This window comes from Cupriavidus sp. GW822-FHT02D05 (assembly GCF_058802485.1).
On record NZ_JBXAOE010000016.1, the window covers coordinates 41,931 to 64,594 of the forward strand.

Below are 22,664 nucleotides of genomic sequence, written 5' to 3' on the forward strand. Positions count from 1 at the left end.
GTGGAATGCGGACAGGGGCAGCAAAGGCGGGGGATGTCACGTCCACCATGCCCGCCATGCGCCCGCGCCAAGCGGTACGGGCGTTTGACAATTCACCCCATCATCGTAAACTGGTTGTCAATTACGAGGACCTTCATGCGAATTCAGAAGAGCGAACAATTAACCAGCATCGTCCTGTCGGTGTTTCAGCTCAACGGCAGGCTCCTGGCCTGGGGCGACAGCTTCGTGGCCCCACTGGGATTGACCAGCGCGCGCTGGCAAATGCTCGGCGCGCTTGCGCTTGCCGGCAAATCACTGACCGCGCCGCAGATCGCGGCCAAGATGGGCGTGACCCGGCAAGGCGCCCTGAAGCAGCTCAATCTGCTTGCCGATGAGGGCTTCATCAAAGCGCGTCCCAACCCCCTGCACAAGCGCTCGCCACTATACGTGCTCACCGAGCGCGGCCAACGCACCTACCGCACGGTGGACCAGCAGTGGCGGGAGCACACGGCCAAGCTTGCCACCGCGTTCAGCGCGGCCGATCTGGAGGCCGCCGCCAGGGTGGTCGAGGGGCTTGCTGCGATGCATGCCGAGGTCGACGCCGAAGTGGACGCCGGCGCATAGCGCACACGCGCCTGGGAAAGCACGATCATAGGGGGGCGACAGCAGCAGGCGCCTGGCATGCTGGTGGCGTCGCGCCTCCTTGCATTCTTCTGCCGAACCCTATATTGACAACTAGTTTCCATTTATGGAAACTAGTTGTCAATACTTGAAAGCAGAAGGAGGAGATCCATGAAACCGATCGTGCATGGCATCGCCGGCAGCGTGGCAATGCTGACCGTAGCCACCTTCTGGATGTCGACGGTCATCTCCGAGGCGTTCTTCGACCACGCTGCCGTGGCGCTGGTCAAGCAATGTGTGGTGTACGGGCTGGTGCTGCTGATTACGGCCATGGCCGCCACCGGCGCGTCCGGCTTTGCCCTCTCCCGGCACAGGCGGGGCCGCATCGTGCACGGCAAGAAGAAACGCATGCCCCTGATCGCCGCGAACGGCCTGCTGATCCTGTTGCCCTGCGCGCTCTTCCTGAGCGCCAAGGCGCAGGCCGGCGAGTTCGACACGTTGTTCTACGTCGTCCAGGCCATCGAACTGGCAATGGGTGCCTTGCAGCTGACCCTGCTTGGCATGAGCTTTCGTGACGGTATGCGGCTGGCGGGCAAGATGAAGCTGAAGGCGCGATGAACCTGCGTTAGCCGCGCCATCTCTCTTGCGTCCTTGCATGAAGACAGGCTAAGGCCTGAGGCCGCCGTTTAGCGAGGAATACCGGAGATCACCTTTCTTTCCACGCACGCGGCTGTGCGATGGCCATTCCGATTCAAAACCCTGGCACGGCCAAAGGCGTCGTCTTTCTGACCCTGGAAGATGAGACCGAACCCATTGATGTCATCGCTTGGCCATCGGTCCTTGAGAGGCAACGCCGTGAAGTACTGACCGCCACGCTCGTCGGCGCATATGGCAAATGGCAAATGGCAAATGGCAAATGGCAGTGTGACGGAGAGGTTCGACATCTCATTGCGCAGCACCTCGTCGACCTATCACCCATGCTGGGCAGTCTGGCTACATGAAGCCGGAATTTCTGCTGAGTTCCTAAGTCAAGGGCACAACGGAGCTATTGCGACCTATGCTCCCATAACTGGCGACACGCGCAGGCCGATGCCGTTCTATCGAATGCCGAGGATGAATGGCTAGAGTTTCGGTTGCAACGAAAGCGTCAAATTCCGTGTTAGTCGTGTCCATGGTATCCGTGGTGCCCGTGGCCCCAATACCCGTATCCACCATAGTACCCGCCATCGTATGGCACCACGACGCAACCACCGGGCAGTGTGGATGCGACAATTAGTAATGCGAGAAAGGCTTTCATGACGCTTCCCTCATCTTGAACAAGCGCGGAGAGGCCAGGCTGGGCCTTCCAGCAAACTGGCGCTCTCCAAAAAGCTCCTGCACTCGAGCTTCGTCGCGCTGGCCTTTGCCTTGGCGACGTACCCCCGTCCGCTCGATGGGAGCAGCTTACTGCTTCTTCGTCTTGTCTACGTTGGCGCTGGTTGCAGCCTTCGCTGCGTCGGCCTGCGCCTCCGGCTTCGGAATATCTACCTTGGCCTTCACCTTGTCGACATCATTCTTTACTTCAACCTTCGCCTTACCACCCTCGGTATTGGCGGCCCCCATCTTGCTCGCCTTGTGGTGGCTGCCCTTGGCGGCGGACTTATTGGCGTCAGCTTTTACATCAGCCTTCTCCTTGCCGGCGCTGGCCTGGGCCTTTGCTACATCGCCCTGCGCGCTGACACCCTTCTTGTCCTTGTCGGCATTTGCCTGCGTGGCGCTCTTCTCCTTGACGACCTTTACCTGGTCTTTCATCGCCCTTGCTTGCGGCTGAGTCGCGGAAGCTGGCACACCAGCCTGAGCGAAAACGGTACCGACGAGGGCTGCAGAGGCGAGAGCAGCGAACAGCTTCTTCATGACGTGAACTCCTGAGGATTTTTGAGCGGCTCGGCAATGCGCCGTGCTTACCGGTAGAAACGGTACTGTCCCGACCCGAGTTGACTCAAAACTCGTGACAATCCGTAAGTTCTGAAACAGGTAAGCCGAAGTCGCGAGCGTGGACGGAAGCGCCTCCACAGCCCAATGGGCACTACAGCCTGTTCGAGAATCACGTTGACCGGAAGCCAGTGCTGAGAGGTAGCCGCTACGCTCCGGCACCTGTCTGCGCCCCATCGTTGGGCGTCATAGTCCCCCCGTTCCTGCGTTGGTTGCATACCCCGGCGAACGGTGGGGCGAGTTCGGCGAGAACACGATTGTCATCAGCAGGTAGCCGGAGCTTGCGTGGAAAAAACCGCACCGCGAGTAGCCTCACAATCGCTTACAAGTCGATTGCATGTTCGATGCTAGGTTTAGCACCATGACTGTCGACGGTGGCGCATGACCATCGCGCTGTTAGCGCCGTTAGCGCTGTTAGGTGACAAAGAAAACAAACATATGCCTTTAGTAATACGCGAGCGTGCCGCAGGCTTCTCCTAGCCTAAGGAAACGCAAATTGGAGTCACTTCATCATGTTGACCGACGTTCACCTACGCTCGGCCTCTCACTCGGACTTGCAGCAAATCGTTGCATTGCTTGAGCGCTGCAGGCTACCTGCCGCAGATGTTGTCGAAATTATCGAGAACTTCCACGTCGCCCTGTCTGATGGCCGCGTCGTTGGCTGCGCAGCGACAGAGCCCCATGGACAGGCCATCCTCTTCCGCTCCGTAGCAGTTGAACCCGCATATCGCGAAAGAGGCATCGCCAGCCGATTGGTTGAGGCGCTCTTGATACGTGCACGCGGCAATGAAGTACGAGACGCCTATCTCCTCTCCACTGCGGCCCCAGCCTATTTCGCGCGTTGGGGATTCTCCCTTATCCCTGCCGAAGAAGCGCCACCGGAAGTCACGGCCTCAAGAGCATTTCGACGTGCTATTCAAACGTCCGCACTCTGCATGCGGTGCGAATTGCGCTAGCGCGGAGACGGCCAGATTGGCGGCCCCGTTACCTCATCCTGCACGATGGCGGCGTGTGTAGCTGCGGCCTCATCGACTTCCGGCACCCCCGCCTTGTTACAGGTCGTAACCCCTGTATTAGTTCACAAGTACCCTCGCGCCCAGTGGCGGTATAGAGTGCCGGTAGAAACGTAAGGAGCATTATCATGCAAAAGGCCTTGGCCATCTGCTTGCTGGCTGCAGGTGCCGCCCTTACCTCCGGCGTCGCTGACGCGCGTGTGGATGTGGGCATTGGGATTGGCCTTCCCGGGCCAGCGTACGTGGTTCCACCGCCTCCCGTTTATTACCCGCCGCCTCCCGTCTACTATGAGCCGGCCCCCGTTTATGTCGAACCGCAGCCGATTATTGTTGCACCCGGCTATTACGGCGATTGGCGCGCTCGTGCGTGGCAAGAGCGGCAGTGGCGAGAAAGGCGTTGGCGCGAGCGTGAGTGGCGCATTCACCATCGGGAGTGGCGTCGCTGGCATGATGGGGAGGAGGATTGAGCCACGCCCAAATGCTCGCCTCGAAAGAGCGAGTTAGCAATCGTCATCCAAGGGACGAGGTTGCATCCATAGAATGGCGACCGCGAATAGCCAGGAGAAATCGGGAATGAAGCGCCGTGCAATCGGTAGGGCCATTGTCGGTACGCTGTTCGTCGTCGTCTCGTCGGCCTTTGCCGCAGCGAATGTCGACATTGGCGTTGACGTTCCTGGTGTTGCACATGCGGAACCCACCCCAGTCTATGTTGCGCCCCGGCCTGTCTATGTTGTTGTTCCAAGCTCGCGATACTCACCCTATAGGGGTGAAAGCGAACAACGGGAGGAATACTGGAGTGAACGGAGGTGGCGCGAACAGGAAGAGCATAGCGACCAAGGCCATCGCAGCCGTGAGGAACGCAGCCAACACGAAAACGAAAGCTGACACTGCTCACCAGACCGAAAAAAAGCCCGCGCGGTATTAGCCAGGCAGGCATAAGAGGTAGTCTTTTTATTTCTTGAAGGACGAACTTGTGCCCGAGATGAACTTGTTGCACTTCTTGTGAATCGAGTTGATTTCCGCCTTTGTGCTCTGGTTCAGCACGACGGCCTTCAAATCCGCTTCCGTTCTGCCGCCGCTAATTTCGTGTTGCGGTCTGGTTCTCGCCCTTCTTGGCTAGCGTCGCACTGTCCACTACCGCCTTCGCCCCCTCGGACTGACACGCTCAAACACAACGGGCTCCATTCCCGTCAAATCTTGGTACAGCTTGAGGCTGACCGAAAGCCGCGTTACATTGCGACTACGCGGTTGCGGCCTCCAGCCTTCGCGCGATAGAGACGCTCGTCAGCGGCGCGCAGAATCGCGTCGATTGTGCTACCGTCGCGCCCGAACTGGGAAACACCGATGCTGACAGTGAGCGTGACCCCGACCTTGCGCCCAATCGCGCTTTCGAACACGGCGCATTCTATGGCTGACCTAATGCGCTCGCCAATCGAACAAGCGAACCCCAGGGCAACTTGAGGTAGCAACACCATGAATTCCTCTCCGCCCACACGGGCTACGCCGTCATACGGCTGGATTGCATCGAGGCATTGCTGCACGAACCCCTGCAGGACTTTGTCGCCGACCTGATGTCCATAGTAGTCGTTTATCTGCTTGAAATTATCCAGGTCGAGCGCGAGGAGAGAAAACGGTGCCCCCTCTCGCTTGGCACGCGCAATTTCGGCGTCGACACGCTCGATGAACGAGCGGCGGTTCGCCGCTCCGGTGAGTGGCAATAAGGTAAGCTGGGAGCAGTGCAAAGCCGACAACCAAAAAATGTGAATACGCTTTGGTCACGAGATGGATTGCTGGCGCCGGCTCTTCAATGATTGTGCTTGCGCTCATGTGCTTTCTCCCGGTTGCCTCTCTGGAATCACGTACTTTCGCTGGTACCGCTTCCTCCCAGGGGCCCTCGGTGTCTCTTCTACGTCCAGCCTGGTCTCCTTTTGCTCCGCATCCAAGAATTCTGCAATTCGCTACCTTCTATCCGGCTTCGTCTCAACCGGGGGCTCTAGTATGCAGGCTGGCAATGCTGGTGAGGCAGGCACGATGTAGGTGCGAGAAGGAACCCCATCGGCCGGGAGTGAGGGGAGGTCCCCAATCGCAAAGATAGTCCAGCGATTGGCTCTCACGGCTTCCTTGTTTGCAGTTCTGATTGAAACTCCATCGAACTCTATGGCAGAGTGCGCCGCCGGGTCGGCCCTCGTCGTTGCCGTAACATTTCTGCCATCTTTTGAATTTCGAGTGGGTGGCGTGAGACATCAAGGGCGCGCGCGAGCTCGGCGGAGCTAACCCTAGGCGGAGCTAACCCTATATAGCGACCCTAGGCGAGCGGTCGTGGAGTCGTCGTGACCGTCACAAAATGGCACGAATAAAGCACTTTGTCTTCGATGGAACCTGTACAAAAGACATTCCGGAAGTTCTTTGATGTTTCTGCAAGCGCTTTAATGTCGCTGGAAGGGTTTTAATGTCTTGCAAGCACATTGAAGTCCAAGGTCCACCCGTCGCCCACCGACAGTCTATACTGCATTCGTTGCTTCACTGCGGAATGAACTATGGAATACGCTCCCAGCATCAGCCAGATGGCTGGCCTGCTTGCCGACCCGGGACGCGCCGCCATGTTGTGGGCGCTGATGGACGGCAGCGCCCGCCCGGCCGGCGAGCTTGCGGCCATCGCCGGCTTGTCGGCATCGTCCACCAGCGGCCACCTGGCGCGGCTCAGTGAAGGCGGCCTGCTCGCCGTGCAGACGCGCGGGCGCAATCGATACTACCGGCTCGCCACGCCGGAGATCGGCGTCGCCATCGAGGCGCTCGCCAGTGCATCGCTGGCCAGCCAGCCGCCGCGCGTGCGCGCGGTGCCCGCGTCGCGTACCGCGCCGGCGGCCTTGCGCCAGGCGCGCACCTGCTACGACCACCTGGCGGGCGAGCTTGCGGTTTCCCTGTTCGAGCGCATGTCGCATGCCAACTGGATCGTGGTGGACGGCACGTCTGTGGACCTCACCGACGGCGGCAGTGCGGGCATGGTGCAGCTTGGCGTGGACCTGGATCTCGCGCGCCGCAAGCGGCGGCAGTTTGCCTGCACTTGCCCTGACTGGAGCGAGCGCAAGCCGCACCTTGGCGGCGCGCTTGGCGCGGCGCTGCTCGATAGCATGATGGCCAACAGCTGGATCGAGCCCACGACCACATCGCGCGCGCTGCGCGTGACGCCGCGCGGGCAACGCGAGATCCTGCGCATTGCCGGCTGAGCGCAGGCTCATCCGTGGACAACACCATTTCCGATTTCAATGCGCCGAGCCGGCGCCGCACTGATGGAGGACTGATGCAATGAGCGACGAACTGAGTAACGAGGCGCGCGAAGCGCTCTGGCGCCTGATTGAGCTGATCGACTTCGACGACGCAGCCATGGTGGAGAAGCACCAGATGCTGTTCGACGAAGCCCTCGCCAACTCGGACGACGCGGATGTGGTCGAAGGCCAGGAACTGCTCTGGATCCTGAAAGACGTGATCGACTGGGAAGCGGGCTTCTACGTGGACTGGAAAGACACCACGTCCTTCATCAGCTGCATGGACGAGCTGTGCGCCAGGGTCGATATCGAGCTGGACTGGGGCGTGGAGGATCCGCAGGACGAGGAGTTCCTGGAGAAAGCCAGCGTGCCGGAGCTGATGGAACTGGCTCATGAGCAGTTGCGGCTGGCCGGCATCACGCTCTGGAACTGGAACACCGATGGCGATGCCTATGCAGGCTGGATCGCCCGCAGCGAGGATGATGAAGAAATGACGACCGTGGCCGAAACGCTGGGGCTGGAGATCAGGACCGGCGACCAGGCGTATTGAGGCTGCGGAGCTGGCCCCGGTCGCACCGCGGCCTCAGCCGGCGATTCCCACGCCAACCGCGCCCTGCCGATCCGTGGCGCCCAAGGTGCGTTCCAGCACATCGAGAAATGCCCTGACGCTGGCCGGCATCAGCTTGCGCGCGGGCATCAGCACAAACACCTTCAGCGGCGACGACGTATACGCCGGCAGCACCCGCACAAGGCGCCCCTGATCCAGCTCATCCTGCGCGTAGCGTGGCGAGAGCCGGGCCACGCCAAGGCCATCGGTGGCGGCTTTCAGGCGGATCTCCGCGCTCTGCGTGCGCATGCGCGGCTCCACCGCCATGCTGGCCACCTCCACGCCATCGCGCTGGAACTCCCAGCGCCGGTCCTCGGCGTCGCCCAGCATGGGCCAGCCGGCCAGCTCCTGTGGCGTGCGCGGCAAGCCTCGCGCGCGGATCAGCGATGGCGCGGCAAAAAAGGCACGCTCGATGCGCACCACCCGCTTGCTGGCAAAAGAACTGTCGTGCAGGCCGGTAGTCGTCATCACAAAGGCCAGGTCGTATCCTTGCTCGACCAGGTCGGGCTGCTCCCAGCTCACGTCGACCTGCACGCGCAGCTCGGGATGCAGCCGCAGCAACTGCGTGAGGATGGGCGAGATGTGCAGGGAGCCGACCTCGTAGGGTGTGGAAATGCGCAGCGTTCCACTGACTTGCTCACTGACCGACACCGCCTCGGCGCTGATTTCGCGCAGCTCGTTAAAGAGGGGCGCGACCCGGTCGTAGAGTTGCTGGCCCCGCTCGGTCACCCGCACGCGGCGCGTGGTGCGCTCGAACAGGCGCACGCCCAGCTGCACTTCCAGCCGCGACACCGCCGCGCTGGCGGATGACTTCGGCACGTCGGCCAGATCCGCCCCCTTGGTGAAACTGGCGCCCTCCACCACCCGGCAGAAAATCTCCCAGTCCTTCCATTCGATCGTCTTCATTCGCCATCCCCGTGCCACGTGGCGCGCCTCGTGAGTCGTGCGCGTCAATGTTGGGGATTGTCCCATGCGGCGAACAATGACGCGCGGGCGACTAGCGGGCAGAGTTGCCTTCAATTCTTTCCTTGACTATTTACATCGTAAATCTACACTGTAAATTATCGTTGCCGAAGCAGCATCGCAGCAGAAGGCGACATGCTTCAATCAGCACACACACTGATCGCCTCACCCCACCAGACATGGCAAGAAACCTCACCCAGGAAGAGATCGACGCGTTCAAGGCCCGCCTGTGCGCGGTAGCGGAGCGGCGCTTCGCAGAAGGCGGCGTAGCCAGCGTGAGCATGCGCCAGCTCGCCGAGGAACTGGGCTGCAGCCCGATGACGCCCTACCGTTACTTCAAGGACAAGGACGACATCCTGGCCACGGTGCGCACCGCCGCGTTCGACCGTTTCGCCGCCACCCTTGAAGCCGCCGGCGCCAGCGTTGCCGAGCCGCGCGAACGCGCGCGCGCGGTGGGCGAGGCCTATCTCGCCTTTGCCTTTGCCGAGCCCAATGCTTACCGGCTGATGTTCGACATGACCCAGCCGGACGACGACCGCTACCCCGACCTGGAGCGCGCCGGCTCGCGTGCGCGCCGCACCATGAGCGCGCATCTGGAGACCATGGCGCAGCGCGGCCTGATCCATGGCGACCCGCAGGTGCTGAGCTATGTGATCTGGGCCTCGATCCACGGGCTGGTGATGCTGCGCTTGGCAGGCAAGCTGCCCGGCGACCCCGATTTCCGCGTCATCCACGCCGAGATGTTGCGGCTGCTGGCTGCGGGCATGCGCGCGCCCATGCCCGACGCCAGCCTGGAAGCAGGTCATGAACCAGGTCATGAAGTAGATCGCAAAGCCGTTAGCGAACCCGTCCCCCCAGCTACGCCAACGCCAATCCGGCAGCAACGCAAAAGGAGCTCCCAATGAGCCAGCCGTTCCCGTCCACGCCCTATCTCAGCGGCAACTTCGCCCCCATCCTGATGGAATGCGATGCGCCCGACCTGCCGGTACTTGGCGAGCTGCCGCGCGCGCTGCGCGGCACGCTCTACCGCAACGGGCCAAACCCGCAATACGCCCCGCGCGATGCGCATTACCACTGGTTCATCGGCGATGGCATGGTGCACGCCTTCCACATTGAAGACGGCCGCGTGCGCTACCGCAATCGCTGGGTACGCACCAACAAGTTCCAGCGCGAGCAGGCCGCGGGGCAGGCGCTGTTCGGCAGCTGGGGCAACCCGGCCACCACCGATCCGTCAGTGCTCGGGCAAAACGGCGGCGTGGCCAACACCAATATCCTCAGCCACGCCGGCCGCCTGCTGGCGCTGGAAGAAGCCGACCTGCCGGTGGAGCTGGACGCCCAGACCCTGGCCACGCGCGGCGATGTCGACTACGGCGGCAAGCTCACCGGCGCAATGACCGCGCACCCCAAGGTGGACCCGGTGACCGGCGAGATGGTGTTCTTCGCTTACTCGACCGATGGCCCCTTTACTCCCGGCATGCGCTACGGCGTGGTGGATCGCAACGGGCAGTTGCAGCGCGTCGAACACTTCGAAGCGCCGTTTCCCAGCATGGTCCACGATTTCCTGGTCACGCAGAAGCATGTGCTGTTTCCCATCCTGCCGCTGGCCGGCAGCATGGAGCGCGCCATGCGCGGCGAGCCGGCTTACGCGTGGGAGCCGCAAAAGGGCTCGCACATCGGCATCATGCCGCGCAATGGCGGCACCGTGCAGATGCGCTGGTTCCGCGGCGACGCCTGCTACGTGTTCCACGTGATGAATGCCTGGGACGCCGGCAACAAGGTCATCGCCGACGTGATGCAGTATGAATCCTCCCCCATCTTCAATCCCGACGGCAACGGCACCGGCGCGCGGCTGTGCCGCTGGACCTTCGACATGGCCGGCAAGTCGGACACGTTCACGCGCGAATACCTGGACGACACGGCGGGCGAGTTCCCACGCTTCGACGAGCGCTTCTCCACGCTGCCTTATCACCATGGCTACTACGCGTTCCGCCAGTACGAGAGCAGCGAGCGTGGCAGCTACGACAGCCTGGCCCACCTGGACCTGCGCAGCGGCAAGCGCGCCACCTGCCAGTTGCCCGAGGGCGATGCCTTCTCCGAGCCGGTGTTTGTGCCGCGCGCAGCCGACAGCGCCGAAGGCGATGGCTGGCTGCTGGCCACCGTCTACCGGGGCGCGCAAGCGCGCAGCGACCTGGTCGTGCTGGATGCCGGCGCGGTTGCCGATGGGCCGGTTGCCACGGTACAGCTTTCGCACCGCGTGCCGTTCGGCTTTCATGGCAACTGGTGCGGCGCGGACTGATCCCGCAACAAGACACGCATCGACATCCACTGCCTGGCGGCCGGGCTTGGTCCGGGCCGCAACCAACCCAAGGAGAGCAGCATGGGAATACTGATTGGCTTTGCCCCGTTCGTCGCCTTTTTTATCGCCATGCGGTGCATCTCGCCGCTGGCCGGCCTGGCCGCGGCCTTCGTGGTCTCGCTGTTGCTGTGCCTGCGCATGTGGCGGCGCGGCGAATCGCTCAAGGTGCTGGAGCTGGGCAGCCTGGCCCTGTTCGCGCTGCTGTTGCTCTATACGGTCAGCGCCGCGCCGCAATGGACGGTGGCCACGGTGCGGCTCGCGGTGGATGCAGGCCTGCTGGCGATCGTGCTGGTCTCGCTGGCGATCGGACGCCCGTTCACGCTGCAATATGCCCGCGAACAGGTGCCCAAGGAATACTGGGAATCGCCGCGCTTCCTGGCGGTGAACCGACATATCACGCTGGCGTGGGCCGCCGCGCTGGCGGTGATGGTAGCCGCCGACGCGGCGGCGGAATATGTCAGCACCATCCCGTTGTGGGTCGACGTGGCGGCGACGGTGGCTGCGTTCGCCGGCGCCGTCATCTTCACGGTGCGCTACCCGGAAGCTGTGCGGCGGGCGGCCGAGGCAGCGGCGTCGGCCACGCCGGGCCGGCCGCTGGCATAGCCGGATAGCCACCCGGCCCCACAGGCTTCTGGTGCGTTTGTCCCCGATCTGTGGCGAATTTCCCGCACGGAGAGCGGGAGGAGCTTTTGCCATGAAGCCAAGCACCAGTGCCGGCCTGTTGCGAGCGCGCGCTGGCGTGGCGGGGAAAACGGCGGCCCAGGCCGCCGCAGGGCTTCAGTGCTCGAACAGGATCACTGAGCGCGCCAGTTCACCGCGGCGCAGTTCGTCAAAGGCCTCGTTGATGTTCTCCAGCGGCATGCGGCGCGAGATCAGCTCGTCCAGCTTGAGCTTGCCCGACAGGTAGAAATCGACCAGCCGCGGCATGTCCACCGGGAAGCGGTTGGAGCCCATCATTGAGCCTTGGATGCGCTTCTCGGCCAGGAAGTCCGTGCCCTTGATCTCGATCTTCACGCCTGGCGCGATCATGCCGATCACCGTGGCGGTGCCGCCGCGACGCAGCATGGAGAAGGCTTGCTCGGCGGTCTGCTTCAGGCCGATGGCTTCGAACGCATGGTGCACGCCGCCACGGGTCAGCTCCCGCACGGCTTCCACCGCATCCACGTCAGCCGCGTTGATCACATCGGTCGCGCCGAATTGCCTGGCAAGCTCCAGCTTGCCAGGCACCCGGTCGATCGCGATGATGCGGCCCGCGCCGGCGATGGCCGCGCTGTTGATGGTGGCCAGCCCGATGCCGCCGCAGCCGATCACCGCCACGGTCTCGCCCGGGCTCACGCGCGCGGTGTGGATGACCGCGCCCATGCCGGTGGTCACCGCGCAGCCGATCAGCGCGGCGCGGTCCAGCGGCATATCGCGGCGGATGGCCACCAGCGCGTGCTCGTGGATCAGCATCTGCTCGGCAAAGGCCGACAGGTTCAGGAACTGGTTCATCGGCCCGCCCTTGCCCGCCAGCAGGCGCGGCTCCTCGCCCTCGCGGCGCTTGGTGTCCGGCTCCACGCACAGCGACAGGTGGCCGGTCAGGCAGTGCTCGCAATGGCCGCAATAGGCCGACAGGCAAGTGATCACGTGATCGCCGGGCTTGACCGTGCGCACTTCGGAACCCACCTGCTCGACCACGCCGGCCGCCTCGTGCCCAAGCACCACCGGCATCGGGAAGGGATAGGCGCCATCTAGAAAATGCAGGTCCGAGTGGCAAACGCCCACCGCCGCCGTGCGCAGCAGCACCTCGTGCGGGCCCGGCTTGCCAATGGCGACGTCTTCGATCACCAGCGGGGTCTTGGGTTGATGCAGGACAGCGGCTTTCATGGGTCTCCTCGTTGTTCGATCTTGTTCGGCACAATTCGCTAAGATTCCCGTCCCCGGCAACGGCGGCGGCACGGCTACCATACAACCGAAACGCCGTTCAGTGAAGCCATAAAACAGCGCCCGCCCCCGGCCTGCCGCCCGGCCACGCGCCCGAGGATCAGGAATGCGACGCCGCCTTGTCCTGTTGCGCGGGCGCGGGCGCCGGCTCCGCAGCAGCAGCAGCGGCCGGTTCCGCATTGCGCCGCTGGTGGTACTTGCGCAGGATCTGCTGCGCGATCGACAGGCGCGAGCCCACCGGCACCGGGAACCGCACCAGCGCATCGAGCCGGTCCGCCGCCATGGCTTCGAACATCACGCGCGGCTCGAACTGCGAGAGATCGAGAAAGCGCGAGCCGCCGTATTCCTCCAGGCTGTGCCGGGCCTCGGCCAGGAAGCCGGCGCACACCTCTTCCGTGATCGCGATCAGGTCGGCCTCGACGCGGTCCGGGTCGCTCTTCTCCGGCAACGGAATGCGCAGCGTGTCCAGGGTGTACTTGCCCGCCTGGGAGTGGTTGCGCACGGCGACTGTCAGCAACATGCTGTTGGGAATCTGCACCGTGGAACCAGTGAACTGGCGCGCCCCGGCAATTTCCACCAGCGTGGTGGTGAGCGCGTCCATGTCCACCACCTCGCCGGAATGCGGGCCAATCTCGACGATATCGCCAAGCTGGAAGGGGCGCGCCATCATGCGCAGGAAGGCGCCAAGGAAACACATCACCAGTTCCTTGCCGCCGATCACCAGGGCCACCGCGAAGGCGGTCAGCGAGATCGCCACGCTCTTGAGCTCGGACACCCAGATGCCCAGCAGCAGCAGGAACACCACCGCGGCAACCGCATTGCGCGAGGCCACGGTCCAGGTGCGATAGCTGCCGCGGTTGTCCTTGTCCCCCTGCTGGCGGGCCTGGAAAAAGCGGTTGATGAACTTCACTGCCAGCATGCCGGCCAGCACGATGCCGACGCTAAGCGCGATGTGTAGAAGATAGCTGTCGTTGAAGGGCAGGTTCATGAGGATCGGTCCGGATACCGCGAGGATGCAAACCCCAGATTTTAGCCATGCCGCACCGCAACCAGGGCAAAACCCGCCGCAGCCCCGCCCCGCGCCTTTCCCCAGGCGGCGTTTTCTCTTATGATGCCGCCCAATGTACCAGCCGGTAAATGTACTGCCGTGCATCCTGCCTTGTGCTGGCCGGGCCCGGTCGGATGCCGGCAGCGCCAGTCAATGCGGGCCACGCCGGCACATCCTGCTTCCGCGCTCCAATTCCTCTTATCCATGACCAGCCAGCAACCCGCACCCCACCCTCCACCACCCGCCCTGCGCCGCACCTTGCGCGCGCGCCATCTCACCATGATCGCCATCGGCGGCTCGATCGGCACCGGGCTGTTCGTGGCCTCCGGCGCCACCATCGCGCAGGCCGGCCCGGGCGGCGCGCTGGCGGCCTACATCCTGATCGGCGCCATGGTGTACTTCCTGATGACCAGCCTGGGCGAGCTGGCGGCGTACATGCCGGTGTCGGGATCGTTCGCCACCTACGGCGCGCTCTACGTGGAGGAAGGCTTCGGCTTCGCGCTGGGCTGGAACTACTGGTACAACTGGGCGGTGACCATCGCCGTGGAACTGGCTGCGGCGCAGCTGGTGATGCAGTACTGGTTTCCGGATACGCCCGGGCTGCTGTGGAGCGCCTTGTTCCTCACGCTGATGTTCCTGCTCAATGCCATCTCCGTGCGCGGCTTTGGCGAGGCCGAATACTGGTTCGCGCTGGTCAAGGTGGTGACGGTGATCGCGTTTATCGTCATCGGCGTGCTGATGATCTTCGGCATCCTGCGCGGCGATACGGGCGGCGTGCCGGCCGGGCTGGTGAACCTGACGGCAGGCGACGCGCCCTTCGTCGGCGGCCTGCCGGCGATGATCGGCGTGGCCATGATCGCGGGCTTTTCCTTCCAGGGCACCGAGCTGATCGGCGTGGCCGCCGGTGAATCGGCCGATCCCGCCAAGAACATCCCGCGCGCCGTGCGCCAGGTGTTCTGGCGCATCCTGCTGTTCTACGTGCTGGCGATCCTGATCATCGGCATCCTGATTCCCTACACCGATTCCAGCCTGCTCAAGAGCGATGTGGAAACGGTGGGCGTGAGCCCGTTCACGCTGGTGTTCCGCCATGCGGGACTGGCATTTGCCGCCGGAGTGATGAACGCGGTGATCCTGACCGCCGTGCTGTCGGCCGGCAACTCCGGCATGTACGCCTCCACCCGCATGCTCTACAACCTGGCGACCGAAGGCCGCGCCCCGCGCATCTTCGCACGCCTCACGCGCAACGGCGTGCCGCTGGCGGCACTGCTGGCCACCACCGCGGTGGGCGCGCTGTGCTTCCTGACCTCCATGTTCGAGAGCAAGTCCGTCTACCTGTGGCTGCTGAACCTGTCGGGCATGACCGGCTTCATCGCCTGGCTCGGCATCGCCATCAGCCATTACCGCTTCCGCCACGGCTTTGTCGCGCAAGGGCTGGACCTTTCCCGCCTGCCGTATCGCTCGCCTTTCTTCCCGTACGGCCCGATCTTTGCCTTTGCGCTGTGCCTGATCGTCACGCTGGGCCAGAACTACCAGGCCTTCATGGACGGCAAGATCGACTGGGTGGCAGTGACCGCCACCTATATCGGCATCCCGATCTTCCTCGCCATCTGGCTAGGCTACCGCCTCGTACGCAAGACGCGCTTCGTGCGCTACGCGGACATGCAATTTCCGCCGCTGCCGCCGGCCCGCGGCACGCAGGCAACCGGTTCCGTCTTTCCCGCCACGGCGACCGGCGAATAAAGAGCAGTAAGCAGTAAGCATCCTGAGAACACATAAGAAAACCAAAGCGCTGTACTACAGCCGCAGTACGACAACAACAAGGAGAGTTGACTTGAAACACGCGATCCACAAGAGCCTGCTGGCAGTGGCCGTCGGCTTCACGATGTCGGCCCACGCCGCGCCTACGCTGATCGAATCCGTGCAGGGCTACACCTTGAAGAACGACCAGGTCGCCAGCTTTTCCGGCCTGGTGTTCGACCAGGGCAAGGTGCTGGCCACCGGCGACGCCACCGCGCTGCGCGCGCAATACCCCGATGCCAGGCGCATCGACGGCCAGGGCAAGACCCTGCTTCCGGGCCTGATCGACGCCCACGGCCACGTGTTCCGCCTGGGCTTCAAGACCACCGAGATCTCGCTGTCGGGCACCAAGGACCTGGCCGAAGCGCAGGGCATGATCCGCGCCTACGGCGACAAGAACCCGCAGCGCAAATGGCTGCTGGGCTACGGCTGGAACCAGGTCAACTGGAAGCTGGGCCGCTTCCCCACCGCCGCCGAGCTGGACGCCGCCGTATCGGACCGCCCGGTGCGCCTGGTGCGCGTGGACGGCCACGCCGCCTGGCTGAACACCAAGGCCATGCAAGCCGCCGGCATCACGCGCGACACCAAGGACCCGGCGGGCGGGCGCATCGAGCGCGACGCCAACGGCAACCCCACCGGCGTGCTGGTCGACAAGGCCATGGCGCTGGTCAACAACGTGATCCCGCCGTACTCGGACGACGACCGCCGCGCCGCGCTGGCCGCCGCGCTGGCGCACATGAACGCGCTCGGCCTGACCGCCGCGGGCGACGCCGGCGTGACCGCGCAGGAAGACCGCATCTACCGCGAGTTCGCCGACCAGGGCAAGCTGACCACGCGCATCTACGGCATGATCCGCGACACCGGCGACGACTTCAAGGCGCTCTGCGCCAAGGGCCCGCTCTCCGGCTACGGCAACGACCGCTACTACCTGCGCGCGGTCAAGCTGTACGGCGACGGCGCACTCGGCAGCCGTGGCGCGGCGCTGATGGCGCCGTACTCGGATGACCACGTGCACAGCGGCCTGCTGTTCATGAGCGACGCGGCCATGCAGGCGAGCGTCAAGATGGCGATCAAGGCCGGCTACCAGGTCAACGTGCACGCCATCGGCGACGCCACCAACCACCAGGTGCTGGACGCGATTGAGGTCGCCTACAAGGAAGTCGGCGGCCGCGAACTGCGCAACCGCATCGAGCACGCCCAGGTGGTTGCGCTGCCGGACATCCCGCGCTTCAAGCAGCTCGACCTGATCGCTTCGATGCAACCCACCCATGCCACCAGCGACATGAACATGGCTGAGGACCGCATCGGCAAGGAACGCATCAAGGGCGCCTACGCCTGGCAGACCATGCTCAAGCAAGGCACCGTGATTGCCGGCGGCTCGGACTTCCCGGTGGAATCCGCCAACCCCTTCTACGGCCTGCATGCGGCGGTCACGCGTACCGACCACGAAGGCCGCCCGATCAAGGGCTGGCATCCGGAGGAAGCCATGACCCTGACCCAGGCCTTCCGCGCCTTCACGCTGGACGCTGCTTACGCGGAGCACCAGGAGAAGACGCTGGGCTCGCTGGAGCCGGGCAAGTGGGCCGACTTCATCCTGATCGACCAGGACCTGTTCAAGGTGGCGCCGGCCGAGATCTGGAAGACCCGTGTGACGCAGACGTGGGTGGCAGGTGAGCGCGTGTACGCGGACGCAAGCGCACGTTGATGTTGATGTGCTGAATTGCCGAGTGCCATGGCGTGTATTCGTCGCCGTGGCATGATCGAGAGGCCGGCCCTGCGCCGGCCTTTTTTCATGCGCGCTGCTTCTTCACAGTGCGTGTTGCAAACAGAAGACAGAAAACACCCATTGCCCGCCCCGCCGGGCGGCAAGCGATCAAGTGGCGAGCATGGCGCACAGGCCATCGCGCGATGAGAAGAAACAATGTCTGCAGAGGCCGCGGGGAATGCCTCACCCTCCGAAAATGTGCCCATGCGCATGTGAAAGCCAGGTCTCTGCCCGCGTGGGAAATGGGGGTATCGGATGCCGTTGATTTCAACGGTGTGACATCCTGCTCTTACACATTCTTACAGCACTAGCGCCGCTTCTTGGCTAGCCTTCATTTACTCGCCACCGTGCAGCGAACCCGAGTCCTGCACATCCGCGAGTATCGTCGATGGCCCTCGGGCCATACGCATTCGCCCCGCTCCTGTGCTCAGCCGGAGCGCGGGCAGATCAACGGACCCGGCATGTCCTGGTCCACACACAGATGCGCAAGCGGCCCGGCTGGGCCGTGAAACAACGCATCGCGGAAGAAAAATTGGGGGACTTGCTTTACAGGGAACGTGCGTCTTGCCGACACGCCCGGTGCCAACGGCTTGCCGCTCGTTTTGCGAACCCGATCGCGCAAACTTGCCAGTGAGGATGCCATGAGCGACAAAATCGAACAAAGCCGTCCCCCGGCCACGCACCTGCCGGACTTGCGCACAGACCATCTGGCGCCTGCGAGAGGCAGCCGCGAGCTGAGCAAACGCCCCCTCTGGCATGTGGTGCCTCGCCTGACCAGTTACGGCGTAGCCGCCTTTATCGTCTGGGTGATCTTGGCCGTGATGTTCCCCCCCGTGTTTACGCGCTCGTCGGAACGCGCCGTGGTCGATGGACCGGTCAACCTGGTCACCACGCCGGTCGAAGGCGTGGTGGCAGGCCAGCGGATTTCGGTGGGCGCCTCATTTGCACCGGGAGACACGCTGATGAGCGTGCAGAACCAGAATATCGACCGCGCCTTGCTGGTGGAACTGACGGGCAAGAAGCTGGACAACCAGCAGCGCTACGATGCGGCCAAAGCCAAGCTCGAAGGCGATCAGGCCCGCCTTGATGCAACCGACCAGGAGACCAAGAAATACCAGGCAGCCGCACAAGCCGAGCACGCCGCCAAGATCCGCGGCATCCAGGCCCGCATGGCAATGGCCAAGGAACAGGTGGACCAGCAGGAAGACGTGGTGAACCGCAACCAGGCCATGCAATGGGCGGGCGCGGTCAGCGAGGCCTACACAAACGCCTCCCGATACCAGTTGTCGATCCTGTCGAACTCCAAGGAAGCGATCCGCGCCGAGCTCGACAACGCGCTTAGCAACAGCCAGGCAGCCAAGGGCAAGGTGTACCTCTCCAGCACCGATGGCGCGGTCTCCACGCTGGCGCAGCGGCACGACGAACTGAGCGCGGAGATCACCCAGCTCAAAGCGGAGCTGACCCAGCTTGAGCAGTATGGCAAGTCGGTTGACTCCCTGATCGCGCAGGAAGAGCAGCGCGTCCAACGCATGTCCAACCTGGATATCAAAGCCTACGATTCCGGCATGGTCCAGGACGTGCTGGCACCACCCGGCACGCGCGTCGCGGCCGGCGCGACTTTGCTGCGCAGTACCAATTGCGCGCAACCCCGGGTGGTGGCCGTGTTCCCCCGCAGCCTCAGCAACGACCTGTTGCCCGGCACCAAGGTGACGGTGCGCGTGGATGGCGTGGCCGCGCCGTTGGCCGGCAAGGTTGCTGAAATCCTGCCGCGCGCTCCAGATGGCGAGCAGGCGCGCTACTTCGTGCCGTTCCCGCCCATCGAGAAAAACGAGATCTACCTGATCGCCAAACTGGACAAGCGCTTGCCGGCGTTGCCCCAGCAGAGCGCCGGCGCGGCGGCGGATCGCTGTGCGCTGGGCCGCTGGGCCAAGGTCAGCCTCGACCAGCCCTGGTGGGGCCATATGCGCGCGCTGATCTGACGGCAGCGAATCCGACGCAAGGCAGGAGATCGCCATGAACCGGACCTTACCCACCTTATCCACTTTACTCACCTTACGCCGCCGAATGCTGCCGCCGCTGCTGGCCGGCATGACCGGCCTGGCCACGATCCTGGCGCCGCCCGCTGCCGCCCAGGCGCCCCCAGCGCAAGCGCGCGAGCAGTTGCTGGCAGGCGCCTGCCAGGCCATTGCCGCGCGGGTCGCGGCGGTGCCAGGCCAGGGCCCGGTGATGCTCGGCAGCTACGAGCCTGCACCGGGGCAGGGTCCGCTCGCACCCGCCTTGCAGCAAGCGGCGTTCGTCTATGACAACGCGCTCGCCGGCATCGCGCTGGTGGCCTGCCGCCGCGTTGGCGATGCGCGCCGCATAGCGGACGCCATGGTTGCTGCCAGCGCGCGCGATCGTCACTACCACGATAACCGGCTGCGCAATGCCTACCGCGCCGGCGCCCTGCCGGCGGGCCCCGCGCCCCTGCCCGGCTGGTGGGACGCGCCGAGCCAGCGCTGGTTCGAGGACGCGTACCAGGCCGGCACAGCCACGGGCAATGTGGCGTGGGCCGCGCTGATGCTGCTGGCCGTCTACGACAGCACCCACGAACGCCGCTATCTCGACAGTGCCGCGGCGCTGATGGGCTGGGTCGACGCCACGCTCTTCGATGCCGGTCCCCCGGGCGGCTTCATCGGCGGCTACTTCGGCGAGGAACCCAGCCCCACCCGCCAGTCCTGGAAATCCACCGAGCACAACGTCGATGCCTATGCCGCGTTCAGCTGGCTGGCCCGCCTCAGCAACGATCCGCGCTGGCCGGTGGCGGCGCGGCGCGCGCGCGGCTTCGTCGAGGCGATGTGGCAGCCGCGCGAAGGCCGCTTCGTGATCGGCACGCGCGACGATGGCCGCTCGCTCAATAGCGGCCCCTCCGCTCTCGATGCGGTGTTATGGCCGCTGATCGCCGTGCCAGACGCGCCCGCGGACTGGCGCAGGGGCCTGGACTGGACCCGCGAGCGTCATGGCGTCAAGGGCGGCTACGGCTTCAACGGCAACCCCGACGGCGTCTGGACCGAAGGCACGGGGCAGGCCGCGCTGGTGCTGCGCGCCAGCAGCCGCGTGCAGGATGCCTCATCGCTCTGGCCACTGCTGCTGTCACAGCGCGCGCCCTCCGGCCTGCTTTACGCCACGCCGGAACAACGCATCCGCACCGGCCTCTCGATCGGGCCGACCTCCACCACGGAGGACTTCTACTACTACCACCTGCCCCACCTCGGCGCGACCGCATGGGCGGTGCTGGCCGCCGCAGGCTGGAACCCCTTCCGTCCTTCCGGATGTGTCGATGCCGCTTGCACCAGCGCCATTTCCGCCTCTCCGTCCAAGGAGTAACGATGTTTGCATTCTTCCTCGATGGCAGGGCGCTGCTCCTCATCAACGCCGCCACACTGCTGCTCGCCTGGCTTTGCATGCGGGCAGACCGCGCCCGGGACTCTGACCGTTGCGTGTTCGGTGCCATCACCGCGACCCTGCTGCTCGTCTACCTCGCCTGGCGCTGGACCCAGACGCTGCCCGAATGGCAAATGACCTTCCCGAGCCTGTGGGCACATGCCTTCTTCGGGTTCGAGATCATGACGATCGCGTACACCGTGATCTCCATCGTCACGCTGACGCGCGGCAGCAACCACGCGCCAGCGGCCGATGCAGGCGAGGCAGCGCTGCGGCGCAGCCGCTCGGTGCCCCGCGTCGATATCTTCATCGCAACCTACAACGAAGGACTGGAAATTCTGGAGAAGACCATTGTTGCCGCGCTGGCGATCGACTATCCGGATTTTCGCGTGTGGGTACTCGACGACACCCGGCGCGACTGGCTGAAGGCGTTCTGCGCGCAGGTCGGCGCCAACTACGTCACGCGTCCCGACAACACGCATGCCAAGGCGGGCAACCTCAACAATGGCCTGCAGCATAGCGCCCGTGCGGAGCGTGGCGGCGGCGCACCCTACATCATGGTGCTCGACGCCGACTTCGCCCCGAACAAGAACATCCTCATGCGTACTATCGGCCTGTTCGCCGACCCCAAGGTCGGCGTAGTGCAGACGCCGCAGTTCTACTACAACGCGGACCCGATCCAGTACAACCTGCGCTCGACCGAATGCTGGGTCGACGAGCAGCGGGCCTTCTTCGATGTGATGCAGCCCGCCAAGGACGCCTGGGGCACCGCCTTTTGCATCGGTACGTCGTTCGTGGTCCGGCGCGAGGCACTAGGCTTGATCGGCGGCTTCCCGACCGGCACGGTCACGGAGGATATCCACCTGACGTATCGCCTGATGCCCCACGGCTATGTCACGCGCTGGCTCAACGAACGCTTGAGCGTGGGCCTGTCCGCCGAAGGCCTGCCCGAGTACATCAGCCAGCGCAGCCGGTGGGGACTGGGCACGATCCAGGTGGCGCTCACGGCCGACGGGCCGCTGCGCGGACGCGGCTACACGCTGGGCCAGCGCGTGCATTACGTGCACGGCCTGCTGCACTGGCTGAGCCGCCCTTTCACGCTCATGCTGCTGGCCGGGCCACTGTTGTATTGGTACTTCGACGTGCCGACGCTGTACGGCGAACCGATGCAGTTCCTTGCCTATGGCGTGCCGGCGCTGCTGCTTTACTGGGCCTACAGCATCTGGGTAACCGGCTCGCGCGCACTGCCCATCTTTACTGAAGTCACGCAGATCGTATCCGCGCTGGCGGTCAGCGCGACGCTGGTCAGCGCGTTCTTCAAGCCGTTCGGGCGTCCGTTCAAGGTCACCAACAAGGGGCTGGATCGCAGCAAGCTGGTGATCCACGGGAAGTTCGCCACGCTCTACGGCTGCCTGATCTTGCTCTCGGGCATGGGCCTGGCGCGCGCGGTGGCCGCCGACGCGGCAGCCTCGGGACTCGTCTTCAACATCGCGTGGACCGCCGTGTCGATGGTGCTCTACCTTACCTCGCTGCTGGTCTGCGTGGAACTGCCACGGCCGCGCAAGGAGGAACGCTTCCCCTACCGGGAGCGAGCCCTGCTGCGGATCAACGGCAAGGCAGCTTGCGGCGGGCACGAGTACACCGCCACTACCGTGAACCTGTCCTGCAATGGCGTCGCCATTACCAGCGCGATGGCGGCGGCGATTCCGGTCGGCGCCGAGGGCGCGGTCTGGATGGAGGCGACCGGCTGGGTGCCATGCCGGATCGCGCGCCGCCAGGGCAAGCTGCTTGGGCTCGCCCTGCATCTGGACATGGCGACGCGCCACCGTTTGATACGGTTGCTCTTCAGCGAGCCCACCCACAACGTCGCCAGCCAGGGCAATCCCCGGCTGGCCATTTCGCGGCTCGTGTGGCGCGCCTTTTCCGGATGAA

At 64.3% G+C, this 22,664-nt stretch carries 19 protein-coding genes and 2 pseudogenes; 16 read left to right on the forward strand and 5 right to left on the reverse strand.

Annotation, left to right across the window (positions count from 1 at the left end; genetic code table 11):
* Window positions 1–135: 135 nt before the first annotated feature.
* The 3 genes and pseudogenes from AC1RQK_RS21500 to AC1RQK_RS21510 all read left to right on the forward strand — a co-directional run.
* A complete protein-coding gene (locus tag AC1RQK_RS21500) occupies window positions 136–603 on the forward strand; it encodes a MarR family winged helix-turn-helix transcriptional regulator (protein ID WP_492811031.1) in 468 nt (155 codons plus the stop codon).
* Between the two features lie 168 nt (window positions 604–771).
* Complete coding sequence (locus AC1RQK_RS21505) at window positions 772–1,218, forward strand: hypothetical protein (RefSeq protein ID WP_492811033.1); 447 nt, start codon at window positions 772–774, stop codon at window positions 1,216–1,218.
* A gap of 104 nt (window positions 1,219–1,322) precedes the next feature.
* A pseudogene (locus AC1RQK_RS21510) lies at window positions 1,323–1,601 on the forward strand (OB-fold nucleic acid binding domain-containing protein); the annotation flags it as partial.
* Between the two features lie 442 nt (window positions 1,602–2,043).
* On the opposite strand, the gene AC1RQK_RS21515 reads toward AC1RQK_RS21510, so the two are convergent.
* On the reverse strand, window positions 2,044–2,493 hold the full coding sequence (locus AC1RQK_RS21515; protein WP_492811035.1) for a hypothetical protein: 450 nt from the start codon (window positions 2,491–2,493) through the stop codon (window positions 2,044–2,046).
* A gap of 590 nt (window positions 2,494–3,083) precedes the next feature.
* Between AC1RQK_RS21515 and AC1RQK_RS21520 the strand changes: the two genes are divergently transcribed.
* From AC1RQK_RS21520 to AC1RQK_RS21530, 3 genes are all read left to right on the forward strand, one after another.
* Complete coding sequence (locus AC1RQK_RS21520) at window positions 3,084–3,527, forward strand: GNAT family N-acetyltransferase (protein ID WP_492811036.1); 444 nt, start codon at window positions 3,084–3,086, stop codon at window positions 3,525–3,527.
* Window positions 3,528–3,712: 185 nt separating this feature from the next.
* A complete protein-coding gene (locus AC1RQK_RS21525; protein WP_492811038.1) occupies window positions 3,713–4,051 on the forward strand; it encodes a hypothetical protein in 339 nt (112 codons plus the stop codon).
* Between the two features lie 106 nt (window positions 4,052–4,157).
* A complete protein-coding gene (locus tag AC1RQK_RS21530; RefSeq protein ID WP_492374473.1) occupies window positions 4,158–4,469 on the forward strand; it encodes a PXPV repeat protein in 312 nt (103 codons plus the stop codon).
* Between the two features lie 344 nt (window positions 4,470–4,813).
* Here the strand turns inward: AC1RQK_RS21530 and AC1RQK_RS21535 are convergent.
* A pseudogene (locus AC1RQK_RS21535) lies at window positions 4,814–5,299 on the reverse strand (GGDEF domain-containing protein); the annotation flags it as partial.
* An 822-nt stretch (window positions 5,300–6,121) separates the two neighbouring features.
* On the opposite strand from AC1RQK_RS21535, the gene AC1RQK_RS21540 reads away from it, so the two are divergent.
* Together AC1RQK_RS21540 and AC1RQK_RS21545 are read left to right on the forward strand one after the other, a co-directional pair.
* Entirely contained in the window at window positions 6,122–6,811 is a 690-nt protein-coding gene (locus AC1RQK_RS21540; protein WP_492811040.1) for an ArsR/SmtB family transcription factor, read from the forward strand.
* 79 nt (window positions 6,812–6,890) lie between these two features.
* Window positions 6,891–7,400, forward strand: a complete 510-nt coding sequence (locus tag AC1RQK_RS21545; protein WP_492811042.1) for a DUF6630 family protein — start codon at window positions 6,891–6,893, stop codon at window positions 7,398–7,400.
* 33 nt (window positions 7,401–7,433) lie between these two features.
* Here AC1RQK_RS21545 and AC1RQK_RS21550 read toward each other — a convergent pair whose 3' ends face one another.
* Complete coding sequence (locus tag AC1RQK_RS21550; RefSeq protein WP_492811044.1) at window positions 7,434–8,363, reverse strand: LysR family transcriptional regulator; 930 nt, start codon at window positions 8,361–8,363, stop codon at window positions 7,434–7,436.
* 236 nt (window positions 8,364–8,599) lie between these two features.
* On the opposite strand from AC1RQK_RS21550, the gene AC1RQK_RS21555 reads away from it, so the two are divergent.
* From AC1RQK_RS21555 to AC1RQK_RS21565, 3 genes are all read left to right on the forward strand, one after another.
* A complete protein-coding gene (locus tag AC1RQK_RS21555; protein ID WP_492811045.1) occupies window positions 8,600–9,325 on the forward strand; it encodes a TetR/AcrR family transcriptional regulator in 726 nt (241 codons plus the stop codon).
* Entirely contained in the window at window positions 9,322–10,716 is a 1,395-nt protein-coding gene (locus AC1RQK_RS21560) for a carotenoid oxygenase family protein (protein ID WP_492811047.1), read from the forward strand. Before AC1RQK_RS21555 ends, AC1RQK_RS21560 begins: the two co-directional genes overlap by 4 nt.
* 81 nt (window positions 10,717–10,797) lie before the next feature.
* Window positions 10,798–11,379: a hypothetical protein gene (locus AC1RQK_RS21565; RefSeq protein WP_492374468.1), complete on the forward strand. Its 582-nt coding sequence runs from the start codon at window positions 10,798–10,800 to the stop codon at window positions 11,377–11,379.
* A 174-nt stretch (window positions 11,380–11,553) separates the two neighbouring features.
* On the opposite strand, the gene AC1RQK_RS21570 is transcribed toward AC1RQK_RS21565, so the two are convergent.
* Window positions 11,554–12,642, reverse strand: a complete 1,089-nt coding sequence (locus AC1RQK_RS21570; RefSeq protein WP_492374467.1) for a Zn-dependent alcohol dehydrogenase — start codon at window positions 12,640–12,642, stop codon at window positions 11,554–11,556.
* Between the two features lie 157 nt (window positions 12,643–12,799).
* The gene (locus tag AC1RQK_RS21575; RefSeq protein WP_492811050.1) at window positions 12,800–13,687 is read right to left on the reverse strand and encodes a mechanosensitive ion channel family protein; all 888 of its coding nucleotides are present in this window, start codon (window positions 13,685–13,687) and stop codon (window positions 12,800–12,802) included.
* A gap of 264 nt (window positions 13,688–13,951) precedes the next feature.
* Between AC1RQK_RS21575 and AC1RQK_RS21580 the strand changes: the two genes are divergently transcribed.
* The 5 genes from AC1RQK_RS21580 to AC1RQK_RS21600 all read left to right on the forward strand — a co-directional run bounded on the left by AC1RQK_RS21580 (window position 13,952) and on the right by AC1RQK_RS21600 (window position 22,663).
* Window positions 13,952–15,487 (forward strand): amino acid permease, encoded by a 1,536-nt coding sequence (locus tag AC1RQK_RS21580; protein WP_492811052.1) that lies wholly within the window; start codon window positions 13,952–13,954, stop codon window positions 15,485–15,487.
* A 91-nt stretch (window positions 15,488–15,578) separates the two neighbouring features.
* Window positions 15,579–17,249 (forward strand): amidohydrolase, encoded by a 1,671-nt coding sequence (locus AC1RQK_RS21585; protein WP_492375619.1) that lies wholly within the window; start codon window positions 15,579–15,581, stop codon window positions 17,247–17,249.
* Window positions 17,250–17,950: 701 nt separating this feature from the next.
* Window positions 17,951–19,288 carry an HlyD family secretion protein gene (locus tag AC1RQK_RS21590; RefSeq protein ID WP_492375620.1) on the forward strand — a complete coding sequence of 446 codons (1,338 nt, stop codon included), beginning with the start codon at window positions 17,951–17,953 and terminating at the stop codon, window positions 19,286–19,288.
* 34 nt (window positions 19,289–19,322) lie between these two features.
* Complete coding sequence (locus AC1RQK_RS21595) at window positions 19,323–20,675, forward strand: hypothetical protein (protein ID WP_492375621.1); 1,353 nt, start codon at window positions 19,323–19,325, stop codon at window positions 20,673–20,675.
* A gap of 2 nt (window positions 20,676–20,677) precedes the next feature.
* Window positions 20,678–22,663, forward strand: coding sequence for a glycosyltransferase family 2 protein (locus AC1RQK_RS21600; RefSeq protein ID WP_492811055.1), 1,986 nt, complete (start codon window positions 20,678–20,680; stop codon window positions 22,661–22,663).
* Window position 22,664: the final 1 nt, after the last annotated feature.

Excerpts from the sequence above, each read along its gene's own strand:
- AC1RQK_RS21500 (WP_492811031.1), top strand. The coding sequence starts at position 136 with ATGCGAATTCAGAAGAGCGAACAATTAACCAGCATCGTCCTGTCGGTG.
- AC1RQK_RS21505 (WP_492811033.1), top strand. The coding sequence starts at position 772 with ATGAAACCGATCGTGCATGGCATCGCCGGCAGCGTGGCAATGCTGACC.
- AC1RQK_RS21515 (WP_492811035.1), bottom strand. The coding sequence starts at position 2,493 with ATGAAGAAGCTGTTCGCTGCTCTCGCCTCTGCAGCCCTCGTCGGTACC.
- AC1RQK_RS21520 (WP_492811036.1), top strand. The coding sequence starts at position 3,084 with ATGTTGACCGACGTTCACCTACGCTCGGCCTCTCACTCGGACTTGCAG.
- AC1RQK_RS21525 (WP_492811038.1), top strand. The coding sequence starts at position 3,713 with ATGCAAAAGGCCTTGGCCATCTGCTTGCTGGCTGCAGGTGCCGCCCTT.
- AC1RQK_RS21530 (WP_492374473.1), top strand. The coding sequence starts at position 4,158 with ATGAAGCGCCGTGCAATCGGTAGGGCCATTGTCGGTACGCTGTTCGTC.
- AC1RQK_RS21540 (WP_492811040.1), top strand. The coding sequence starts at position 6,122 with ATGGAATACGCTCCCAGCATCAGCCAGATGGCTGGCCTGCTTGCCGAC.
- AC1RQK_RS21545 (WP_492811042.1), top strand. The coding sequence starts at position 6,891 with ATGAGCGACGAACTGAGTAACGAGGCGCGCGAAGCGCTCTGGCGCCTG.
- AC1RQK_RS21550 (WP_492811044.1), bottom strand. The coding sequence starts at position 8,363 with ATGAAGACGATCGAATGGAAGGACTGGGAGATTTTCTGCCGGGTGGTG.
- AC1RQK_RS21555 (WP_492811045.1), top strand. The coding sequence starts at position 8,600 with ATGGCAAGAAACCTCACCCAGGAAGAGATCGACGCGTTCAAGGCCCGC.
- AC1RQK_RS21560 (WP_492811047.1), top strand. The coding sequence starts at position 9,322 with ATGAGCCAGCCGTTCCCGTCCACGCCCTATCTCAGCGGCAACTTCGCC.
- AC1RQK_RS21565 (WP_492374468.1), top strand. The coding sequence starts at position 10,798 with ATGGGAATACTGATTGGCTTTGCCCCGTTCGTCGCCTTTTTTATCGCC.
- AC1RQK_RS21570 (WP_492374467.1), bottom strand. The coding sequence starts at position 12,642 with ATGAAAGCCGCTGTCCTGCATCAACCCAAGACCCCGCTGGTGATCGAA.
- AC1RQK_RS21575 (WP_492811050.1), bottom strand. The coding sequence starts at position 13,687 with ATGAACCTGCCCTTCAACGACAGCTATCTTCTACACATCGCGCTTAGC.
- AC1RQK_RS21580 (WP_492811052.1), top strand. The coding sequence starts at position 13,952 with ATGACCAGCCAGCAACCCGCACCCCACCCTCCACCACCCGCCCTGCGC.
- AC1RQK_RS21590 (WP_492375620.1), top strand. The coding sequence starts at position 17,951 with ATGAGCGACAAAATCGAACAAAGCCGTCCCCCGGCCACGCACCTGCCG.
- AC1RQK_RS21595 (WP_492375621.1), top strand. The coding sequence starts at position 19,323 with ATGAACCGGACCTTACCCACCTTATCCACTTTACTCACCTTACGCCGC.
- AC1RQK_RS21600 (WP_492811055.1), top strand. The coding sequence starts at position 20,678 with ATGTTTGCATTCTTCCTCGATGGCAGGGCGCTGCTCCTCATCAACGCC.